The sequence below is a fragment of the Kineococcus gurbantunggutensis genome, from assembly GCF_050871925.1.
Taxonomy (GTDB): domain Bacteria; phylum Actinomycetota; class Actinomycetes; order Actinomycetales; family Kineococcaceae; genus Kineococcus.
The window spans coordinates 1-13,794 of the sequence record NZ_JBJLSG010000008.1 but is presented as its reverse complement, the minus strand read 5'-3'; the positions used below and the strand labels follow the sequence as shown (position 1 = coordinate 13,794).

The window sequence follows — 13,794 nt, the reverse complement described above, 5'->3', positions numbered from 1 at the left end:
CGGTCCTGTGCTCAGCGCACGACGTGCAGTGGGGGGCGCTCAGGCGCTGGTCGCGCGGCGCGGCTGCCGCGGCGTCGGGGCGTGCCGGTCGAGCGCGCGCCGCTCGATCCGCCGGCGCGGCGGGGCGAGGCGGGGGTGGTGTCCTCGCGCTCGTCCTGCTCGGGTGCTTCGTCGAGGGGGTGTCGGGCGGTGACCATGGCACTGGCGTCGACGGTCAGCGAGCCGGCGCCGTCGTTGTCGTCGCGCCAGTCCAGGCATCGGGTGTCGTCGTCGTCGAGGTCGGGCGCCGGGTCCTCCTCGAGCACCGCCCAGTGGTCGGTGTCCTGGTCGAGCAGGACGAGCATGCCCGCCTCGAGCTCGTCGACGGTGAGGTCCTCGGGGTCGCCGTAGCCGGCGAAGCGGTCGAGCTCGTCGTCCTGGTCCTGCTCGGCGTCGTGCTCGCTGTCGTAGTCGCTGTCGTGTCCGGTGGCGTAGCTGAGCGCGACGTCCCGTGCGTAGCTGGCCTCGGGGTCGTCGCTGGTGGTGTTCCTGCTGCGCGGCTCGGTGGTGTTGCGGTGCTCAAGGCTGACGAAGCGTGAGCCGGCGGGCACCTGCTCCACGATGACGGCGCCTTCAGCGTCGAAGTCGTCGGCGGTTCGCGTCGAGCAGGTCGCGTCGTCGGGCTCGTCGGGTTCGTGCGCTTCGACGTCGTGGCCGGCGCCGAGCAGCAGCGCCGGCGCGAGCGTGGAGCGCGGCGCCCGCTCCGGGTGCAGGGCCAGAGGCACGATGCGGGCGAGGTGGCGCAGGTGGTCGGTGCTGGCCGGGCCGCCCGTGGAGCTGGTCTGCAGGAAGGCACCGGCCCACTGCCCGTAGCGGGGCTCGTCGAGGTCGCTGGTGTCCTCCACGTGCGGGGGGATGATGACCAGGCGTTCGTGGCGGCGCTGGGTGGGCAGCAGGCTGCGCAGGATGGCGAGGTCGCCGGTGTGCTCGGCTCGGACCTTGCGCGGGTCTGGGGTCCAGAAGGTCTGGATCTCGCGGGGGCGGTCGCCCTGGTCGAGGGTGATGCCGCGGCCGCGGATGCCCTTGGGCACGGAGACGGCCGCGGAGGGCGAGTCCCACATCATCATCGAGCCCTGCGGGGACAGGCGCCCCAGGCTCACCCGGGCGCGGAAGTTGTCGCGGCAGTTGTGCGTGGGGATGAAGCTGCGCCCGGCCAGGTACAGGTGGCTCGGTGAGTCTACGGTGATGCAGCGCACCGGCACCGAGGGCACCGGCTCGATGGCGATGACGTAGCGCTGTCGTGTGGTGGCGCGCCGGGTGTGGGCCAGCGCCGGCTCCAGCACCTTCTGCTTGCGGCCGATGCCGAAGACCTGCTGGTCGGGGGTGAAGGAGACCACCCATACCGGGCGCAACGTGCACCCGTGGGCGACGGAGGTGACGTACTCCTCGATGCCCGCGCCGCGGGCTTGGCGCACAGTGGGGATGAAGCCGAGGGAGGCGGCCAGCTCCGCCACGGCTTCGATCAAGCGGCGGTCGCAGTTGGTGAAGGTGACCTGACCGGAGAGCACCTCACCGGAGCCCCGGACGGCGCACGTGCCGTCGGCGTCGAGCAGTCCGGCGAGCAGCTCGGCGCGCTGCCGCGCCGATGCTCGCAGGTACACGGGCGGGACGTGTTTGTTGTGCAGCAGGTCCAGCTCGCGCAGGGCGCCGACGAGGGTGTGCCGGACTGGACCACCGCCGCGCTCACCGGTGCTGATGCCGTAGTTGAAGCGCGCGTAGTGCCTCACCCGGTACCCCAGCGCGCGGATCCGCTCCAAGACCTCCTCGTCAGCGGTGGCGATCGTGGCGGCGGCCTTGTGCCCATCACCCAGCCAGTAGCCGAGCAACCACGGGTCGATGGGCAGGTCGACCTCGGGCAGCACCAACGGCGCAGCGACCCCGATCGACCAGGTGGCGCCGTTCTTGTGGCCGCGCACGGTGCGCGCCATCTGGCCGGTGGTGACGATGCGCGCCGCGGCCTCCCGCCAGCTCGGCGCGGGTGAGGCCAGCTCCTGCCGCAGTACCGCGATGAGGTCGCGGCGGCGGTACGTGCGGCTCCCGAAGCGGCCCGCCCCACCTTCGCGGTAGCCCACGCTGGCCAGTTGCCACCGGCCGTCGTTGATGCCCAGGCGCAGCAGCGTGAGGCGACCACGACCCAGCTCCCGCTCGAACTCGCTGACGCTGACCACTCGCTCGTCCTCGACCAGGGTTGCCAGCTGCGCGGCCAGCTCAGCGTGAGCCGGCCACCGCTGGGCACGCGTGAGCGAGGTGGCGGCCACCGCGTCTCCCGCGCGCTGCGCGGCGGTTCGCGCCGCCCACAGGTGCTCCTCGTCGGCGACGATGCTGGAGCCGTCGGAGAAGCTGACCCGGTAGCAGGGGCGCCCGTGCGCGACGTCGGTGGTGGCGCTGACCCGCACCGCGCGCCCGTCCTCGCCCAGGACGTGGTCACCGACCTGGATCTGCCCCATGGTCGTCCACCCCTGCGGGGTGGGGATGGGCGTGTCGATCGCCAGCGCCTCACCGGAGAGGAAGTCTGCGTCCGGGCGCTGGGTGCCCAGCACCAGGTGGGTGCGGGCGGTGCGGCCCTTGCGGGCGATGGACTTCACCTTCTCCAGCACCGGCGCCCTGCTCGGGTCACCACCCTTGCCGGTGACGCGCACGCGCGCGTACCAGTCGGTGAGGTTGCCGTAGAAGTCGCGGAACTCGTCCAGGAAGAGGACGACCGGCTCGAAGTCGGACTCGTGCGCGCGTCCCTCGACGATCGCGGCGTACCTGTCCTCCATGATCTGCCACACCGTGTGGATGACGGCCACCTGCTCACCGACCGTGGTGGCCACCGCACGCACGTTGGGCCACTCGCGAAAGCCCAGGAACTCCACGCCCTTGGCGTCGTTGACGAAGACCGGCCACCCCCAGGCGGTGATCTCGGTCAGGACGCCGTGCAGCAGCACGGTCTTGCCGGTACCGGTGGCGCCGACGACCATCAGGTGCGGGTCGATGGCCGGCTGCCAGGTGCTCAGGTGACCGTCCTCGTCGACGGCCAGCTCGATGGCGACCTTGTCGTAGTCGCGCAGGACGTCCAGGCCGTCGCGCTGCGGCGGGGCCGGGTGCTCGATGCGGGTGGGCAGCGTGGGGCGGATCTCGAAGCGGACGGTGTCCTCCTCCAGCTGCCACAGCGCCCGCCAGCGTCCGGGCAGCATCGCGGAGAAGGTGCGCTCGATGCGCGCGCGCTGCGCGGGTCGTTCGATGCGCGTGCCGGCCTGGTGCTTGACCGTGACCGCGCGCAGCTGCAGCTGGCCGTCCTCGTCGAGCTCGTCGTCGAAGGTGGGCACGAGGGTGGCGGTGGCTCCGAGCATCTCGCGGGCGATGCGGGTGGCGCGCTCGACGGCCGGGGTCTTCGCGGCGGTGCTCTCCGCGCTCTCCAAGACGCGGCGCAGCTTCAGCACGCCGCGGCGCGCGTCGTGCCGGCGGATGGCGTACTCCTCGCCCAGCAGCCGCTGGACGGTGGCCAGCACGTCCTGGCTCCAGCGCGGGTGGTCGGTGTTGACGCTGCCGCGGTGGTAGCTCAGCCGCACGCGCTCAGGGGCACCGATCCAGTGCCCGCGCCAGCGCGAGGCCTTGACGTGCTCGCGGGAGGGCTCGCGCAGACCCAGCAGCGGGGTGAGGGCTTCGGTCAGCTGGTCTGTCAACCATGCGCGGCGCTGCGCGCGGACACCGGCGATGGCGCTGAGCAGCGCGGCGGCCTCCAGGGCCACACCGCCGGGCACGCCGAGTGCGTCCAGGTGCACCAAGGGCGCTCCGGCGTAGCAGCCCACTCCCCCGGCGGCCAGGCTCAACGCCCACACCGGCCAGCTCGGCGGCAGCGGCTCGAGGCCGGCCACGCGGGTGACCATCGCCGGCGCGGTGCGGGCGGTGCTCGCGCCTGCCTCGCCCGCGAGCGCCGGCGAGGTCGGGCGGGGTGGTGCGGTGACTAGCGCGGCGCTCAGGGAGTGGGCCACGGGTGTCTCCTCGGTCGTCGTCGATGGGGGTGCCTCTACAGGGAGTAGGTGCCCTCAGGACCGGTTTCGGACAGGTGACTTCCGAGGAGCCCATGCAGCGCACGGCGCGGCTGATGACCCGCGCTGCCGGGCGTGGGTCGTGCGGGTGCGAGCACGGGCACTTCGAGCGCTGGTGCACCGTGGATGTGGCGCGGCCCGGCCAGGGAGCAGGCACTGAGGGGTGTCCGGGGGACGGCAGGTGCAGCTGTCGCCCATGCGGGCCCCTGCGGTGGCGCTCTCCGCGGTGCACTGACCTCGCGTCGCGCACTCCATCAGAGGCGGTACGGCGTCAGGCGCCGCTATGTCCAGCTGGTTGAGCACTCAACACGCTGTGCGACGAAAGCGGCTGTGGCAGCGCCCGGCCGGCCCGCGCGCCCGGTCGGCACCGTCGGGGCGCGTCCGGTCCGTGCAGGGCTGCACGTCACCACTGCGCCCGGTCGCCTCAGGGCGCGAGCTGGCGCCGGCTGGAGTGCGCCAGGCGGCGCCCCGGCCCCTCGGGGCCGGGATCCCCGGGGTCCCCGGTGCCCCCGGGACCCCGCCGCCTCCCCCGACCACTCCCCCACCGAACGGCGCTCCGAAGAACGGCCTCAGCGGTTCCGCATAGTAGGCAATATGATGCAAACCCGTTGCGAGAGCATTACAATCAAGACAAGGACACCTTGGGACCGAGCAGCTCCCTCACCGCGGCGCTGGACGCGTATTTGATCGCGAGCGCTCCCCACAAGGACTCCCCCAACACCACCGCCGCGCTGCGCCGCGACGTCGCCGGCCTCGCGCGCCGCCTGGCCGACGTGCTCGAGACCGAGCCCGAGCAGCTGCGCATCGAGCAGCTGACGCTGAAGGCGCTGCGCCAGGCCTTCGCCGAGTTCGCCCACGACCACGCCCGCGCCTCCATCGGCGGCGCCTGGTCCACCTGGAACGGGCTGTGCACCTTCCTGGTCACCGAGGGCGTCATCGAGGGCAACCCCATGTCCGGTGTCGCCCGCCCGCGCCCGGAGCGCACCCAGCCCAAGGCCCTGCGCGGTGAGGACACCCCCGAGCAGCTGCTGCAGGCCATCGCCGCCGGCGTCACCGCCGGGCGCAACCCCTGGCCCGAGCGCGACCTGGCCATCCTCACCGTCCTGCTCGTGGCGGGCCTGCGCTCCGCGGAGCTGCTGGAGCTGCGGGTGCGCGACCTCGCCGGCGCCGAGGACGAGCCGCGCCTGCACGTGCGCGGCAAGGGCAACGCCGAACGAAGCGTGCCCATCGAGCCGGTCATGGCCGAGCTGCTGCACGCCTACCTCGACTCCCGCCGTGACCGCTTCGCCACCCCCCGCCCGCCTGCCCGGCGACGCCTCCCTGTTCGTCTCCACCTACGGCACTGCCCTGACCCGCAACCAGCTGCAGTACCTCGTGCGCTGCGTCTACCGCCGCGCCGGCATCCACGACCGCGTCCCCCAGGGCGCCCTGGTACACGCCCTGCGGCACACCTTCGCCACCCGCGTGGTCGCCTCCGGCGGCTCCGCCGTGGAGGTCATGCGCCTGCTGGGGCACCAGTCGCTGACCACCAGCCAGCGCTACATCGACGCCGCCGCCACCGAGCTGCGCACCGCCGCCGCGGGCAACCCGCTGTACCGCACCATCGCCCAACTGCCCGGCGTCGCACGCTGACATCGGGCCGGCGGCTTCCCTGGCCGTGGGGTGGGTAGACGAGCCGGACCGCCCGACTTCACGGTCACGGACTTCACACTCATGCTTGGTATGTGGGTGATCGGGGGCCCGTCCTCTCCGACGGGTGAGCGATCAGTTCCCACCGGTCCACGGGTCTGCAGTGCATGACGACGTTCGCGTTGATCCACGGTTCCGGTGATGGCGGCTGGGCGTGGCACCTGGTGCAACGCGCGCTGCGTGAGCGCGGCTACGAGGCCCTGGCACCGGACCTGCCCACCGACCGCGACGGGGCGACGTGGGACGACTGCGTGGACGTGTTCGCCGCCGCGGCCGCAGGTGCCGAGGACCTCGTGGTGGTCGGGCACTCCTCCGGAGGGTTCATCGTGCCGCTGGTGGCGCAGCGGCTGGACGCCTCGCTGCAGGTCTTCCTGGCCGCGATGGTGCCGCGCCCGGGTGAGAGCGGCAGCGAGTGGTTCGCCGACGTCGGCTGGGAGCGAGCGGTGGCTGAGCAGGCGGCGGCAGACGGCGGCCTGACGGGCAACCCGGACCCTCTGATCGCCTTCTACCACGACGTGCCGGCGGCACTGGCCAGCCAGGCCCTGGCGAGGGAGCGGCCGACCGGTGGAGGGCTCGGTGAGGTGGCGTGGCCCTCGCCCGCGCTGCCGAGGATCGCGGCGAGGTACATCGTCACGACCCGTGACCGCTTCATCCCCCCCGCGGTGCAACGTCGGGTCGCGTCCGAGCGCCTCGGCATCACCGAACCGGACGAGATCGAGGCAGGGCACTGCGCCGGCCTGAGCCGACCCGAGGAGCTGGCCGACCTCCTCGCCGGCTACGTCGACCGTGCAGGCCGGGGATGACCGACTCCGGCCTGCGACTGCGCGAACGTCCTCTCATTCCGCGTTGTGCGTGATTGTCAGCTACCGGCGACGTGGTGATCTTGTCGATGTCCGTCCCTGCACCGGTGCTAACGATCCGTCGGGCCCGTGTGCACACATCGCCTCCCGAACCAGGCGCCGGCTGGATAGCGTCGACGGCGTGACCACACCGCGCCGCGCGCTGCTGCCCACCACGCTGTGCGCGCTGACCCTGGCCGGGACCCTCACCGGCTGCTCCAGGCAGGAGGAGCTGCCTCTCGCCGCCGTCAGCCAGGCCGAGGCCCGCACCGCCGTCGCCCAGGTCGTCGCCCTGGCCGCCCAGCGCACCGAGGAGGCGATGCAGCAGCTGTGCGCCGAGAACGACGGCTGCCCCGGCATGTCCAGCTCCATCGAGTTCACGCCCCTGGAGGCACCCGGCCCCGACCGGGCGCCGAGGGAGGTGTGCACCGTGGCGCTGCCGGCCACCCCCTCGCAGGCCGGCTCGCGCATCGTGGTGCTCGAAGGCACCGACGGCCACGGGCGCGCCTACGTCACCCAGGTCCTCATCGACCGCGCCCGCGAAGCCGAGGACGACGAGGACGGCCTGCAGGTGCAAGAGCCGGGGTTCTGGCTGGGCATCCGCTACACCGCGCTGCAGCACGGGCGGGCCTGGAGCGCAGCCGTCGACGGGCCCAGGCAACCGGAAGCGGACAACGAGCAGGCGCGACGGGCGTGCACGGACACCGACGCCTGGCTGGCCCAGGTCGCCACCCGCTCCCCTGACGACGGCGCCTCGACCCAGTCGACCGCGAAGGGCACCTGAGCGCGCACCTCGTGGTCATCCCGCGTTGTGCGCGCTACCACTGGCAGCTGACGACTTCACGGACGTGTCGATGGACGGCAGACCGCGCAAGCAGTGGCTCGAGCCGCCGGCTCCTAGGGTGAGCGCATGAGGTCGGGGGTCATCGTTCGCCGTGCACGACCCAGCGACGCGCCACAGATGGCGCAGGTCCACGTCACCTCCTGGCAGCAGACCTACCGCGGCCTGATGCCTGACTCCCTCCTGGACGACCCGGACCTCCTGCCAGCCCGTGAACGCTTCTGGACCGGCGCCCTCACCGATGAGCGGTGGAGCAGCAACCGCACCGTCGTCGCCGAAGTGGACGGCACCATCGTCGGCATCGCGATGTCCGGTCCCGCGCAGGAGCCCGACGCCACCGAGGAGTTCCAGCTGCACCTCATCTACGCCGATGCGGCCCACCACGGCTGCGGAGCAGGAGCAGCACTGCTCAACGCCGTCCTCGAGCCCGAAGAGTCGGCTGCCCTGTGGGTCGCAGACCCCAACCCTCGCGCCCAGGCCTTCTACCGCAAGCACCGCTTCGCCCCCGACGGACGCAGCAAGACCGAGGACGGCGTGCGCGAGGTCCGATGGGTCCGCCCCGCCGGTACGTCGTAGCGACCGCAGTCCTGCTCCGCCCTCGACGTCACGGTCATCCCGCAATCCGTGCGCGATCATGGTTGGAGACTTCATGGTCTTGCCGAAGAGCAGGTTCGAGGTGCCCCCACCGTGGGGGTGTGGGCCAGTGACACGAGGTACGTCAGGGCCGGTCAGCGCGCTGCAACACGATCAGCGGGGTCACGTAGTGCTCGAGCACCCGTCCACCGAGCTCCTCGACCGCCCCTGCCGCCTCCGCCACCTCGGCCGTGTCCCAGTTGCTGAAGGTGGTGAACAAGTCCCGCACCTGCTCAGTGCTCAGCTCGATCGCCCATGGGAAGTGCTCGACGTGGCTGAGGCTGAAATGCCCGCTGCGGGTCAGCTGCTCGACCCACGCCGTGGTGTCCAGCTCCCCAGGGCCGGGCCGTGGCGGCTCACTGCGCGGGGGCTTGATCTGCACGACCCGCTCCCGGAAAGGCGTCAGTGGCACGGACGGGTCACCGAAGACGTTGCGCCACACAGCGAACCAGCCGTCTGGGGCCAGAGCGCGGTGCACTTTCGGCAGCACCACGTCCAAGTCGAACCAGTGCACCGAGGTGGCCGCCACCGCCACCTCGAAAGCCGCCGTCGGCAACGGCACGCTCTCGGCGGTGCCGACCCGCACCTCGACCTGCGGGAAGCGCCGGCGCAGGCGCCCGGCCAGCTCGGCGCCAGGCTCCACGGCCAGCACCCGGGCACCGGCCTCGATCATCGGCCCGGTGGCCTGCCCGGTCCCCGCGCCCAGCTCGAGCACCCGGGCGCTCGATGTCAGCAGACCCAGCTCAGCCAGGCGCGCCCACAGCTGCGCCGGGTACGGCGGTCTGGCACGTTCGTAGGTCCCGGCATGGGCCTCGAAGTGCCTGGGACCAAGCATCTCCACACCATAGGCGCCCGGCGCCCGGCCCTGAACCTCGCGGTCATCCCGCGTTGCGCGATCTCGGGTCGTGGTGCGTGGCGGGCGCGGGCCGCATGCACCCCCCGTCGCCAGCCCCGCTTGGTGGCGACCACCAGCAGCACCTGCCGTGCAACCTGCGTGAGCCATCGATTAGAAAGAGCCCCACGCCCGAGCGGCCACCAGCAGCACCACCAGCACTGCGAAGTCCACGCCGTAGCTGAGCAGCAGCACCCGCCGCAGCGCGAAGCCGTCGAGGAAGAGCAGCATGACCAGCGTGCGCGTGGTCGCGCCGAACAGCCACCCCCCGAAGCACACAAGCGTGATCACAACGCTGGTCCAGCCCCAGGTACAGCTGGAGAAGTCGCCCCCGAGCAGAGTGAGCACCGCCCCCAGGAGGGGCCCCAGCGTCCACCACGAGAACAGGGCCTCACCAGCCAGGAGCACCAGCCCCAGCGCGAGCGCGGCAGCCAAGCGCACCCGGCGGCGCCGGGCACCTGGCTGCAGCTCGGCAGCGGTCGGTGTGCTCACCCGAGCCAGTCCGACCGTGACGACCGTGAGCGCCGTCCCTGCACGTACCTCACCGAGCGATCATGACAGCAATCACCGGCCTGCGGGCGAGCACTCGTGCACTCGCCCCGGGCAGCAGCGCTACCCAGCCCCACCAGCGCTCCCGCGCACATGCCGCAGGAGTGGCCAAGGTCAGCCAGCAGCCCTCGCAGGAACACCCGGTGCTCCTGCGTCGCTGAGCGACGGGTCCTGGCCGTACAGGCGCAGCAGACCCCGCTGGCCGCCGTCGCTGGTTTCGGCGTAGACGACGAAGACGCGTCCCTGCGCGTGGCGTCGAGCCCACCGCATGACCTCCTCGACGTCGCCGGCGCCCGCGACCCGCCGCTCGTCGCAGGCTGAGGCCGCATCCGGCCCCGGTACGCCCCAGAAGTAGACGCGGTAGACCGGCTGCTCGATCTCCCAGCTGATGTCTCGAGGGTCCACGCCATCGACGTCCACCTCTCCATGCTTGCAGGACCCGCGCTCGCCCGGGCGCACCCACCGGTCAGGCCGCGCTGCAGCGCACCCGCTGACGGCATCGGGCGAGGTGCCTCTACTGACCCGCTCCAGCGCGCCAGGTCAGCGACAAGCTCGGCCTGGTGCGCAGCCACAAGCCGTCCACGGGCAAGCGCTCGTCGAAGGCGATGCCCAGCAGCTCGCGCCCGGCGGCTCGTTCCGCCCTCAGCGAGCGCACCGCGTGCAGCTGCAGGTGCACCAGCTCCTCACCGGCCGCGTGCAGCACCAGCCGGACCAGGTCCGAGGCCGGCTCCACCTGCAGCTGCACCCGGCTGGCTCCCCGCGTCAGGGTGAAGCGGACGCAGACGTAGGGCCAGGGCGCGTCCTGGATGCCGAACGGGTAGAGCGGCTCGCTCTCGAAGAGCCGGGCCAGGTCCTGCAGCGCCGGCAGCGGATCCATCACCACAGCACTGTGCCTCGCCGTGACGACACGCCCGCCCGCGCCGCCTGCTGCGCGTCCTCGTGAGGCTGGGTGGCAGCTCCGACCCGGATGAGGCGGGCAGCTTGTGCCCGCCGCCACCGAGGCCGATACTGGGCAGGTGCGCATCCCCGTAGGGGTGCGAAGTGGGCCCGGCAGCCTTCCGGACGGTGGGTGAGCCGGGCTTCGCGCTGTCCAGCCCGGATCGGGCCGGCGCGGCCGCTCAGGCCCGAGCGCGTCCCAGCCGCAGCAGCCGCGCCGTGACCGCGTGCTCACGGCGGCGTCACAGCCTCGCCGACGCGCTCACCGCACCTGCCGGACCTCACCGATGATCGGGCGGACCCGCTGCTGCCAGGTACTGCCGTGGCTCCAGCACCACGCCACCGCGTCCGCGATCCACAGCAGCGGCTCGCTGCGCGGTGGTAGGTGCTCGTACACCAGCTCATCGGCCACCCCCGCCTGGTGCACCGCCGCGCGCAGGGTGCGCCGGTCGCTGGCCAGCAGGGAGTCGTCCTGTTCCAGCACCAGCCGGTGCGCCCCGGCGCCGGCGCAGTCGGCGACCAGCTGCTCCAGAACCATGCGTCGCGCGGTGCGCTGATCGGCGATCGTGCGGGCGTCGTACAGGTCGACGAGCACCCCGCTGCGGCACAACGCCGCCGCGATCTGCCCCTGGCGGGCCTTGCCCTCCTTGGTGAAGTGCAGCCGCTCCTGCCGCGCCAGCAGCAACCCCCGCAGCAGGGTGCGGGTCGGGGCCAGCTGCCGCGGCTGGACCAGGGCGGCGGCCACCAGCAGCCCGTCGGCCTTGGTCTCGTCCACGAAGACGTGCACGCTCACCCCCGCCACCTCCGCGGCAGCGGCGGCACGGGCGAGCGCGAGGGCAGTGGCAGTGGCAGTGGCAGTGGCAGTGGCAGGGCTGATGCTGACCGTGAGGACGCGCGGGCGGCAGCGCAGAAGAGGAGGCTGACGATCCGGGCGGGCACCGCGACAGCATCCTGGACCGCCCCGGGGTGCGCCCCGGCGGGTCGTCCCGCTGCTCACCCCGCTGCTCACCCCGCTGCCGACTCGGGCCGGGGCCGGCTTGCGACACCCCTGCAGCGCGTCGGCCGCGCACTCCCGTCGGGCGTGCCAGGGGCCACGCACGCGCTCCGGCGTGCGGGGTCCCTGGAGTCGCCGGTGCGCAGTCACCGGAAGCCGACGTGCGCGGCCTGGAGGCCCAGCAGCACGAACGAGAAGGACGTCAGCGTGATCAGGGCAGCGCGGATGCGGTTCTCCTCGGTCACCGGGTCCTGCGTGCCAGGGGTGCGGTGGACGGGGACGACGGTGGGCAGCGCCTCGTGATTCGGTGCAGGCGATCGGGTGACCCACCTCAAGGTGAGCTCACAGCCTACCGATGAGCTGACGGTGATCCCCGAGGACTTGCATGTCGCCGCCGCGCCTGCCGGCGTGCGGCTGCTGCCCACCGAGGCGCGCGACATGGTGCCCTCGGCGGTGCGCTGGGCCCAGGTCGTGCACGCCGCGGTCAAGGCCGTGCCCTCCCAGGTGATGCTGCGCCCGGCCCGGCGCTCGCTGAGCGCGGTGGTGTGGGTGCTGGCCGCCGCGGCCGACTTCGAGGACCGCATCCCGGCGTCCTTCACCGCCGCGGTGCTGGCCCGCGAGGCGGGTGTGGGGGCGCGGGTGTGGCAGCAGCGCACCGCGTGGCTGCGTCAGCACGGCTGGCTGGAGCACGACGGGCAGCACCACCGCTCGGGGTGGAGGCTGCGGACGCCGGCGTGAGGACGCCGACATGAGGGGCGTGAGCGGCGTGGTGGGCGAGCACGGCGGGGACGCCTCGTGAGGCGCGGGCACCAGCACCCCGAGGGCGCGCGCGCCTTCACGCTGGAGGAGACCATGCGCTTCCCGCACCAGGTATGCCCCGGCTGCGAGCGGCGCAGCGAGTGGTGGACCTGGTACCGCCACCAGAACGACGGCGCCTGGTACCTCTCAGTAGGGCGCTGCCCCGAGTGCGACCGTGCCCGCCCCGAGGGTCCTGACGCCGAGGGTTCCGCGCAGCAGTAGAGGCCCACACCGCGCGCTCCTGCCGGCCTGCTCAGCCCCGCACAGCGCGCCGCAGCCTGCCCGGCGGCTGCTCAGCGTCCGAGGCGCCGGCCCCCGGGGGAACCAGCGTCCGCGGAGCCGGGGAGTTGGCTGAAGCTGCCCTGTGCCCACCCGGTGCGCCACTAGCGTGGCGCGGCGGAGCACAGCGGCTTCGGGCAACGAGCACGGAGGAACAGGCATGGTGGGTACGGGCGCACGTACAAGCACGGGCACAGGCACGAGCACGAGTGCGGGCACAGGCACGAGCACGGGTGTGGGCGGGTGGGCACGGCGCGGGGCTGCCGCGGCCCTGGCAGCGCTCAGCATCGGCGCGCTGGGGGCCGGGCCGGCGCAGGCCCACCACGGCTACGACGTGGACTGCGGCGACTTCCAGTACCAGGAGGACGCCCAGGCGCACATGAACGCCCACCCCGGTGACCCCGACGGCCTGGACGGCAACCCCAAGGACGGCATCGCCTGCGAGTCCCTGCCGCACCGCCCCGCTCCCCCGCCCCCGCCGTGCGGTGTGCAGGGCGCCATCGCCGCCCGCTGGAACGCCCTGGGCGCCGCGCGCGGAGTGCTCGGCGCCGCCACCACCTGCGAGCTGCTCACCCCCAACGGCGCCGCGCGCTACACCCACTTCCAGAACGGCTCGATCTACTGGTCCTCCTCGACCGGGGCGCAGGACGTGCGTGGGGCCATCAAGGACCGCTGGGCCGCCCTGGGCTGGGAGACCTCCTGGCTGGCGCTGCCGCTCACCGGGGAGAACGCCCTGCGCGGCGGGGCCTTCAACCACTTCCAGGGCGGCTCCATCTACTGGTCGCCCCCGACGGGTGCGCACGCGGTGCGCGGGCTCATCCGCGACACCTGGGCGCGCCAGGGCTGGGAGACCGGCCCGCTGGGCTACCCGACCACCGACGAGACCGCGATCCGCAGCGGGGCCTTCAACCACTTCACCGGCGGCTCGGTGTACTTCTCGCCGTCCACGGGCGCGCACCTGGTGCGCGGGCTGATCCGCGACGCCTGGGCACGGCAGGGCTGGGAGAGCGGGCGGCTGGGTTACCCCACCTCCGACGAGTACGACGTGCCCGGCGGGCGGCGCAGCGACTTCCAGGGCGGCTCCATCACCTGGACCCCGGCCGGCGGAGCGGTCATCTCCTACGCAGCGTGACGCGGTGAGGCACGAGCTGCGCTGACCACCCGTCCCGGGCGGGGACGTGCCGGCGGCGGCACGATCGTGAGCCGCCTGACCCGACGTACGGCACAGGCAACCACCGCGGGCCGGTGGCCGTGGCTGCAGCCACGGCCAC

Annotated in this window: 13 protein-coding genes and 1 pseudogene; 8 read left to right on the top strand and 6 right to left on the bottom strand. The window is 73.0% G+C overall.

Annotated elements, in window-relative coordinates:
- Window positions 1-11: 11 nt before the first annotated feature.
- The gene (locus ACRYR7_RS02465) at window positions 12-4,016 is read right to left on the bottom strand and encodes an FtsK/SpoIIIE domain-containing protein (RefSeq protein WP_432570471.1); all 4,005 of its coding nucleotides are present in this window, start codon (window positions 4,014-4,016) and stop codon (window positions 12-14) included.
- A 1,007-nt stretch (window positions 4,017-5,023) separates the two neighbouring features.
- Here ACRYR7_RS02465 and ACRYR7_RS02460 point away from each other — a divergent pair.
- The 5 genes and pseudogenes from ACRYR7_RS02460 to ACRYR7_RS02440 form a co-directional block, all read left to right on the top strand.
- A pseudogene (locus tag ACRYR7_RS02460) lies at window positions 5,024-5,287 on the top strand (tyrosine-type recombinase/integrase); the annotation flags it as partial.
- Between the two features lie 61 nt (window positions 5,288-5,348).
- The gene (locus ACRYR7_RS02455; protein WP_432570470.1) at window positions 5,349-5,705 is read left to right on the top strand and encodes a tyrosine-type recombinase/integrase; all 357 of its coding nucleotides are present in this window, start codon (window positions 5,349-5,351) and stop codon (window positions 5,703-5,705) included.
- Between the two features lie 164 nt (window positions 5,706-5,869).
- Window positions 5,870-6,565, top strand: coding sequence for an alpha/beta hydrolase (locus ACRYR7_RS02450; RefSeq protein WP_432570469.1), 696 nt, complete (start codon window positions 5,870-5,872; stop codon window positions 6,563-6,565).
- Between the two features lie 178 nt (window positions 6,566-6,743).
- Window positions 6,744-7,385, top strand: coding sequence for a hypothetical protein (locus tag ACRYR7_RS02445; RefSeq protein WP_432570468.1), 642 nt, complete (start codon window positions 6,744-6,746; stop codon window positions 7,383-7,385).
- A 126-nt stretch (window positions 7,386-7,511) separates the two neighbouring features.
- Window positions 7,512-8,018 carry a GNAT family N-acetyltransferase gene (locus ACRYR7_RS02440; RefSeq protein ID WP_432570467.1) on the top strand — a complete coding sequence of 169 codons (507 nt, stop codon included), beginning with the start codon at window positions 7,512-7,514 and terminating at the stop codon, window positions 8,016-8,018.
- A gap of 142 nt (window positions 8,019-8,160) precedes the next feature.
- Here ACRYR7_RS02440 and ACRYR7_RS02435 read toward each other — a convergent pair whose 3' ends face one another.
- The 5 genes from ACRYR7_RS02435 to ACRYR7_RS02415 all read right to left on the bottom strand — a co-directional run bounded on the left by ACRYR7_RS02435 (window position 8,161) and on the right by ACRYR7_RS02415 (window position 11,245).
- Entirely contained in the window at window positions 8,161-8,910 is a 750-nt protein-coding gene (locus tag ACRYR7_RS02435) for a class I SAM-dependent methyltransferase (protein WP_432570466.1), read from the bottom strand.
- A gap of 171 nt (window positions 8,911-9,081) precedes the next feature.
- Entirely contained in the window at window positions 9,082-9,459 is a 378-nt protein-coding gene (locus ACRYR7_RS02430) for a hypothetical protein (RefSeq protein WP_432570465.1), read from the bottom strand.
- 171 nt (window positions 9,460-9,630) lie between these two features.
- A complete protein-coding gene (locus tag ACRYR7_RS02425) occupies window positions 9,631-9,936 on the bottom strand; it encodes a hypothetical protein (RefSeq protein WP_432570464.1) in 306 nt (101 codons plus the stop codon).
- A gap of 94 nt (window positions 9,937-10,030) precedes the next feature.
- A complete protein-coding gene (locus tag ACRYR7_RS02420; protein WP_432570463.1) occupies window positions 10,031-10,396 on the bottom strand; it encodes a hypothetical protein in 366 nt (121 codons plus the stop codon).
- 318 nt (window positions 10,397-10,714) lie between these two features.
- A complete protein-coding gene (locus tag ACRYR7_RS02415) occupies window positions 10,715-11,245 on the bottom strand; it encodes a hypothetical protein (RefSeq protein ID WP_432570462.1) in 531 nt (176 codons plus the stop codon).
- 567 nt (window positions 11,246-11,812) lie between these two features.
- Between ACRYR7_RS02415 and ACRYR7_RS02410 the strand changes: the two genes are divergently transcribed.
- The 3 genes from ACRYR7_RS02410 to ACRYR7_RS02400 all read left to right on the top strand — a co-directional run bounded on the left by ACRYR7_RS02410 (window position 11,813) and on the right by ACRYR7_RS02400 (window position 13,655).
- Complete coding sequence (locus tag ACRYR7_RS02410) at window positions 11,813-12,184, top strand: hypothetical protein (protein ID WP_432570461.1); 372 nt, start codon at window positions 11,813-11,815, stop codon at window positions 12,182-12,184.
- A 57-nt stretch (window positions 12,185-12,241) separates the two neighbouring features.
- On the top strand, window positions 12,242-12,466 hold the full coding sequence (locus tag ACRYR7_RS02405) for a hypothetical protein (RefSeq protein WP_432570460.1): 225 nt from the start codon (window positions 12,242-12,244) through the stop codon (window positions 12,464-12,466).
- 292 nt (window positions 12,467-12,758) lie between these two features.
- A complete protein-coding gene (locus ACRYR7_RS02400) occupies window positions 12,759-13,655 on the top strand; it encodes an LGFP repeat-containing protein (protein ID WP_432570459.1) in 897 nt (298 codons plus the stop codon).
- Window positions 13,656-13,794 lie beyond the last annotated feature (139 nt).

Bases quoted from the DNA above. Each gene is read 5' to 3' on its own strand.
- ACRYR7_RS02450 (WP_432570469.1), top strand. From the start codon at position 5,870: ATGACGACGTTCGCGTTGATCCACGGTTCCGGTGATGGCGGCTGGGCG.
- ACRYR7_RS02440 (WP_432570467.1), top strand. From the start codon at position 7,512: ATGAGGTCGGGGGTCATCGTTCGCCGTGCACGACCCAGCGACGCGCCA.
- ACRYR7_RS02435 (WP_432570466.1), bottom strand. From the start codon at position 8,910: ATGCTTGGTCCCAGGCACTTCGAGGCCCATGCCGGGACCTACGAACGT.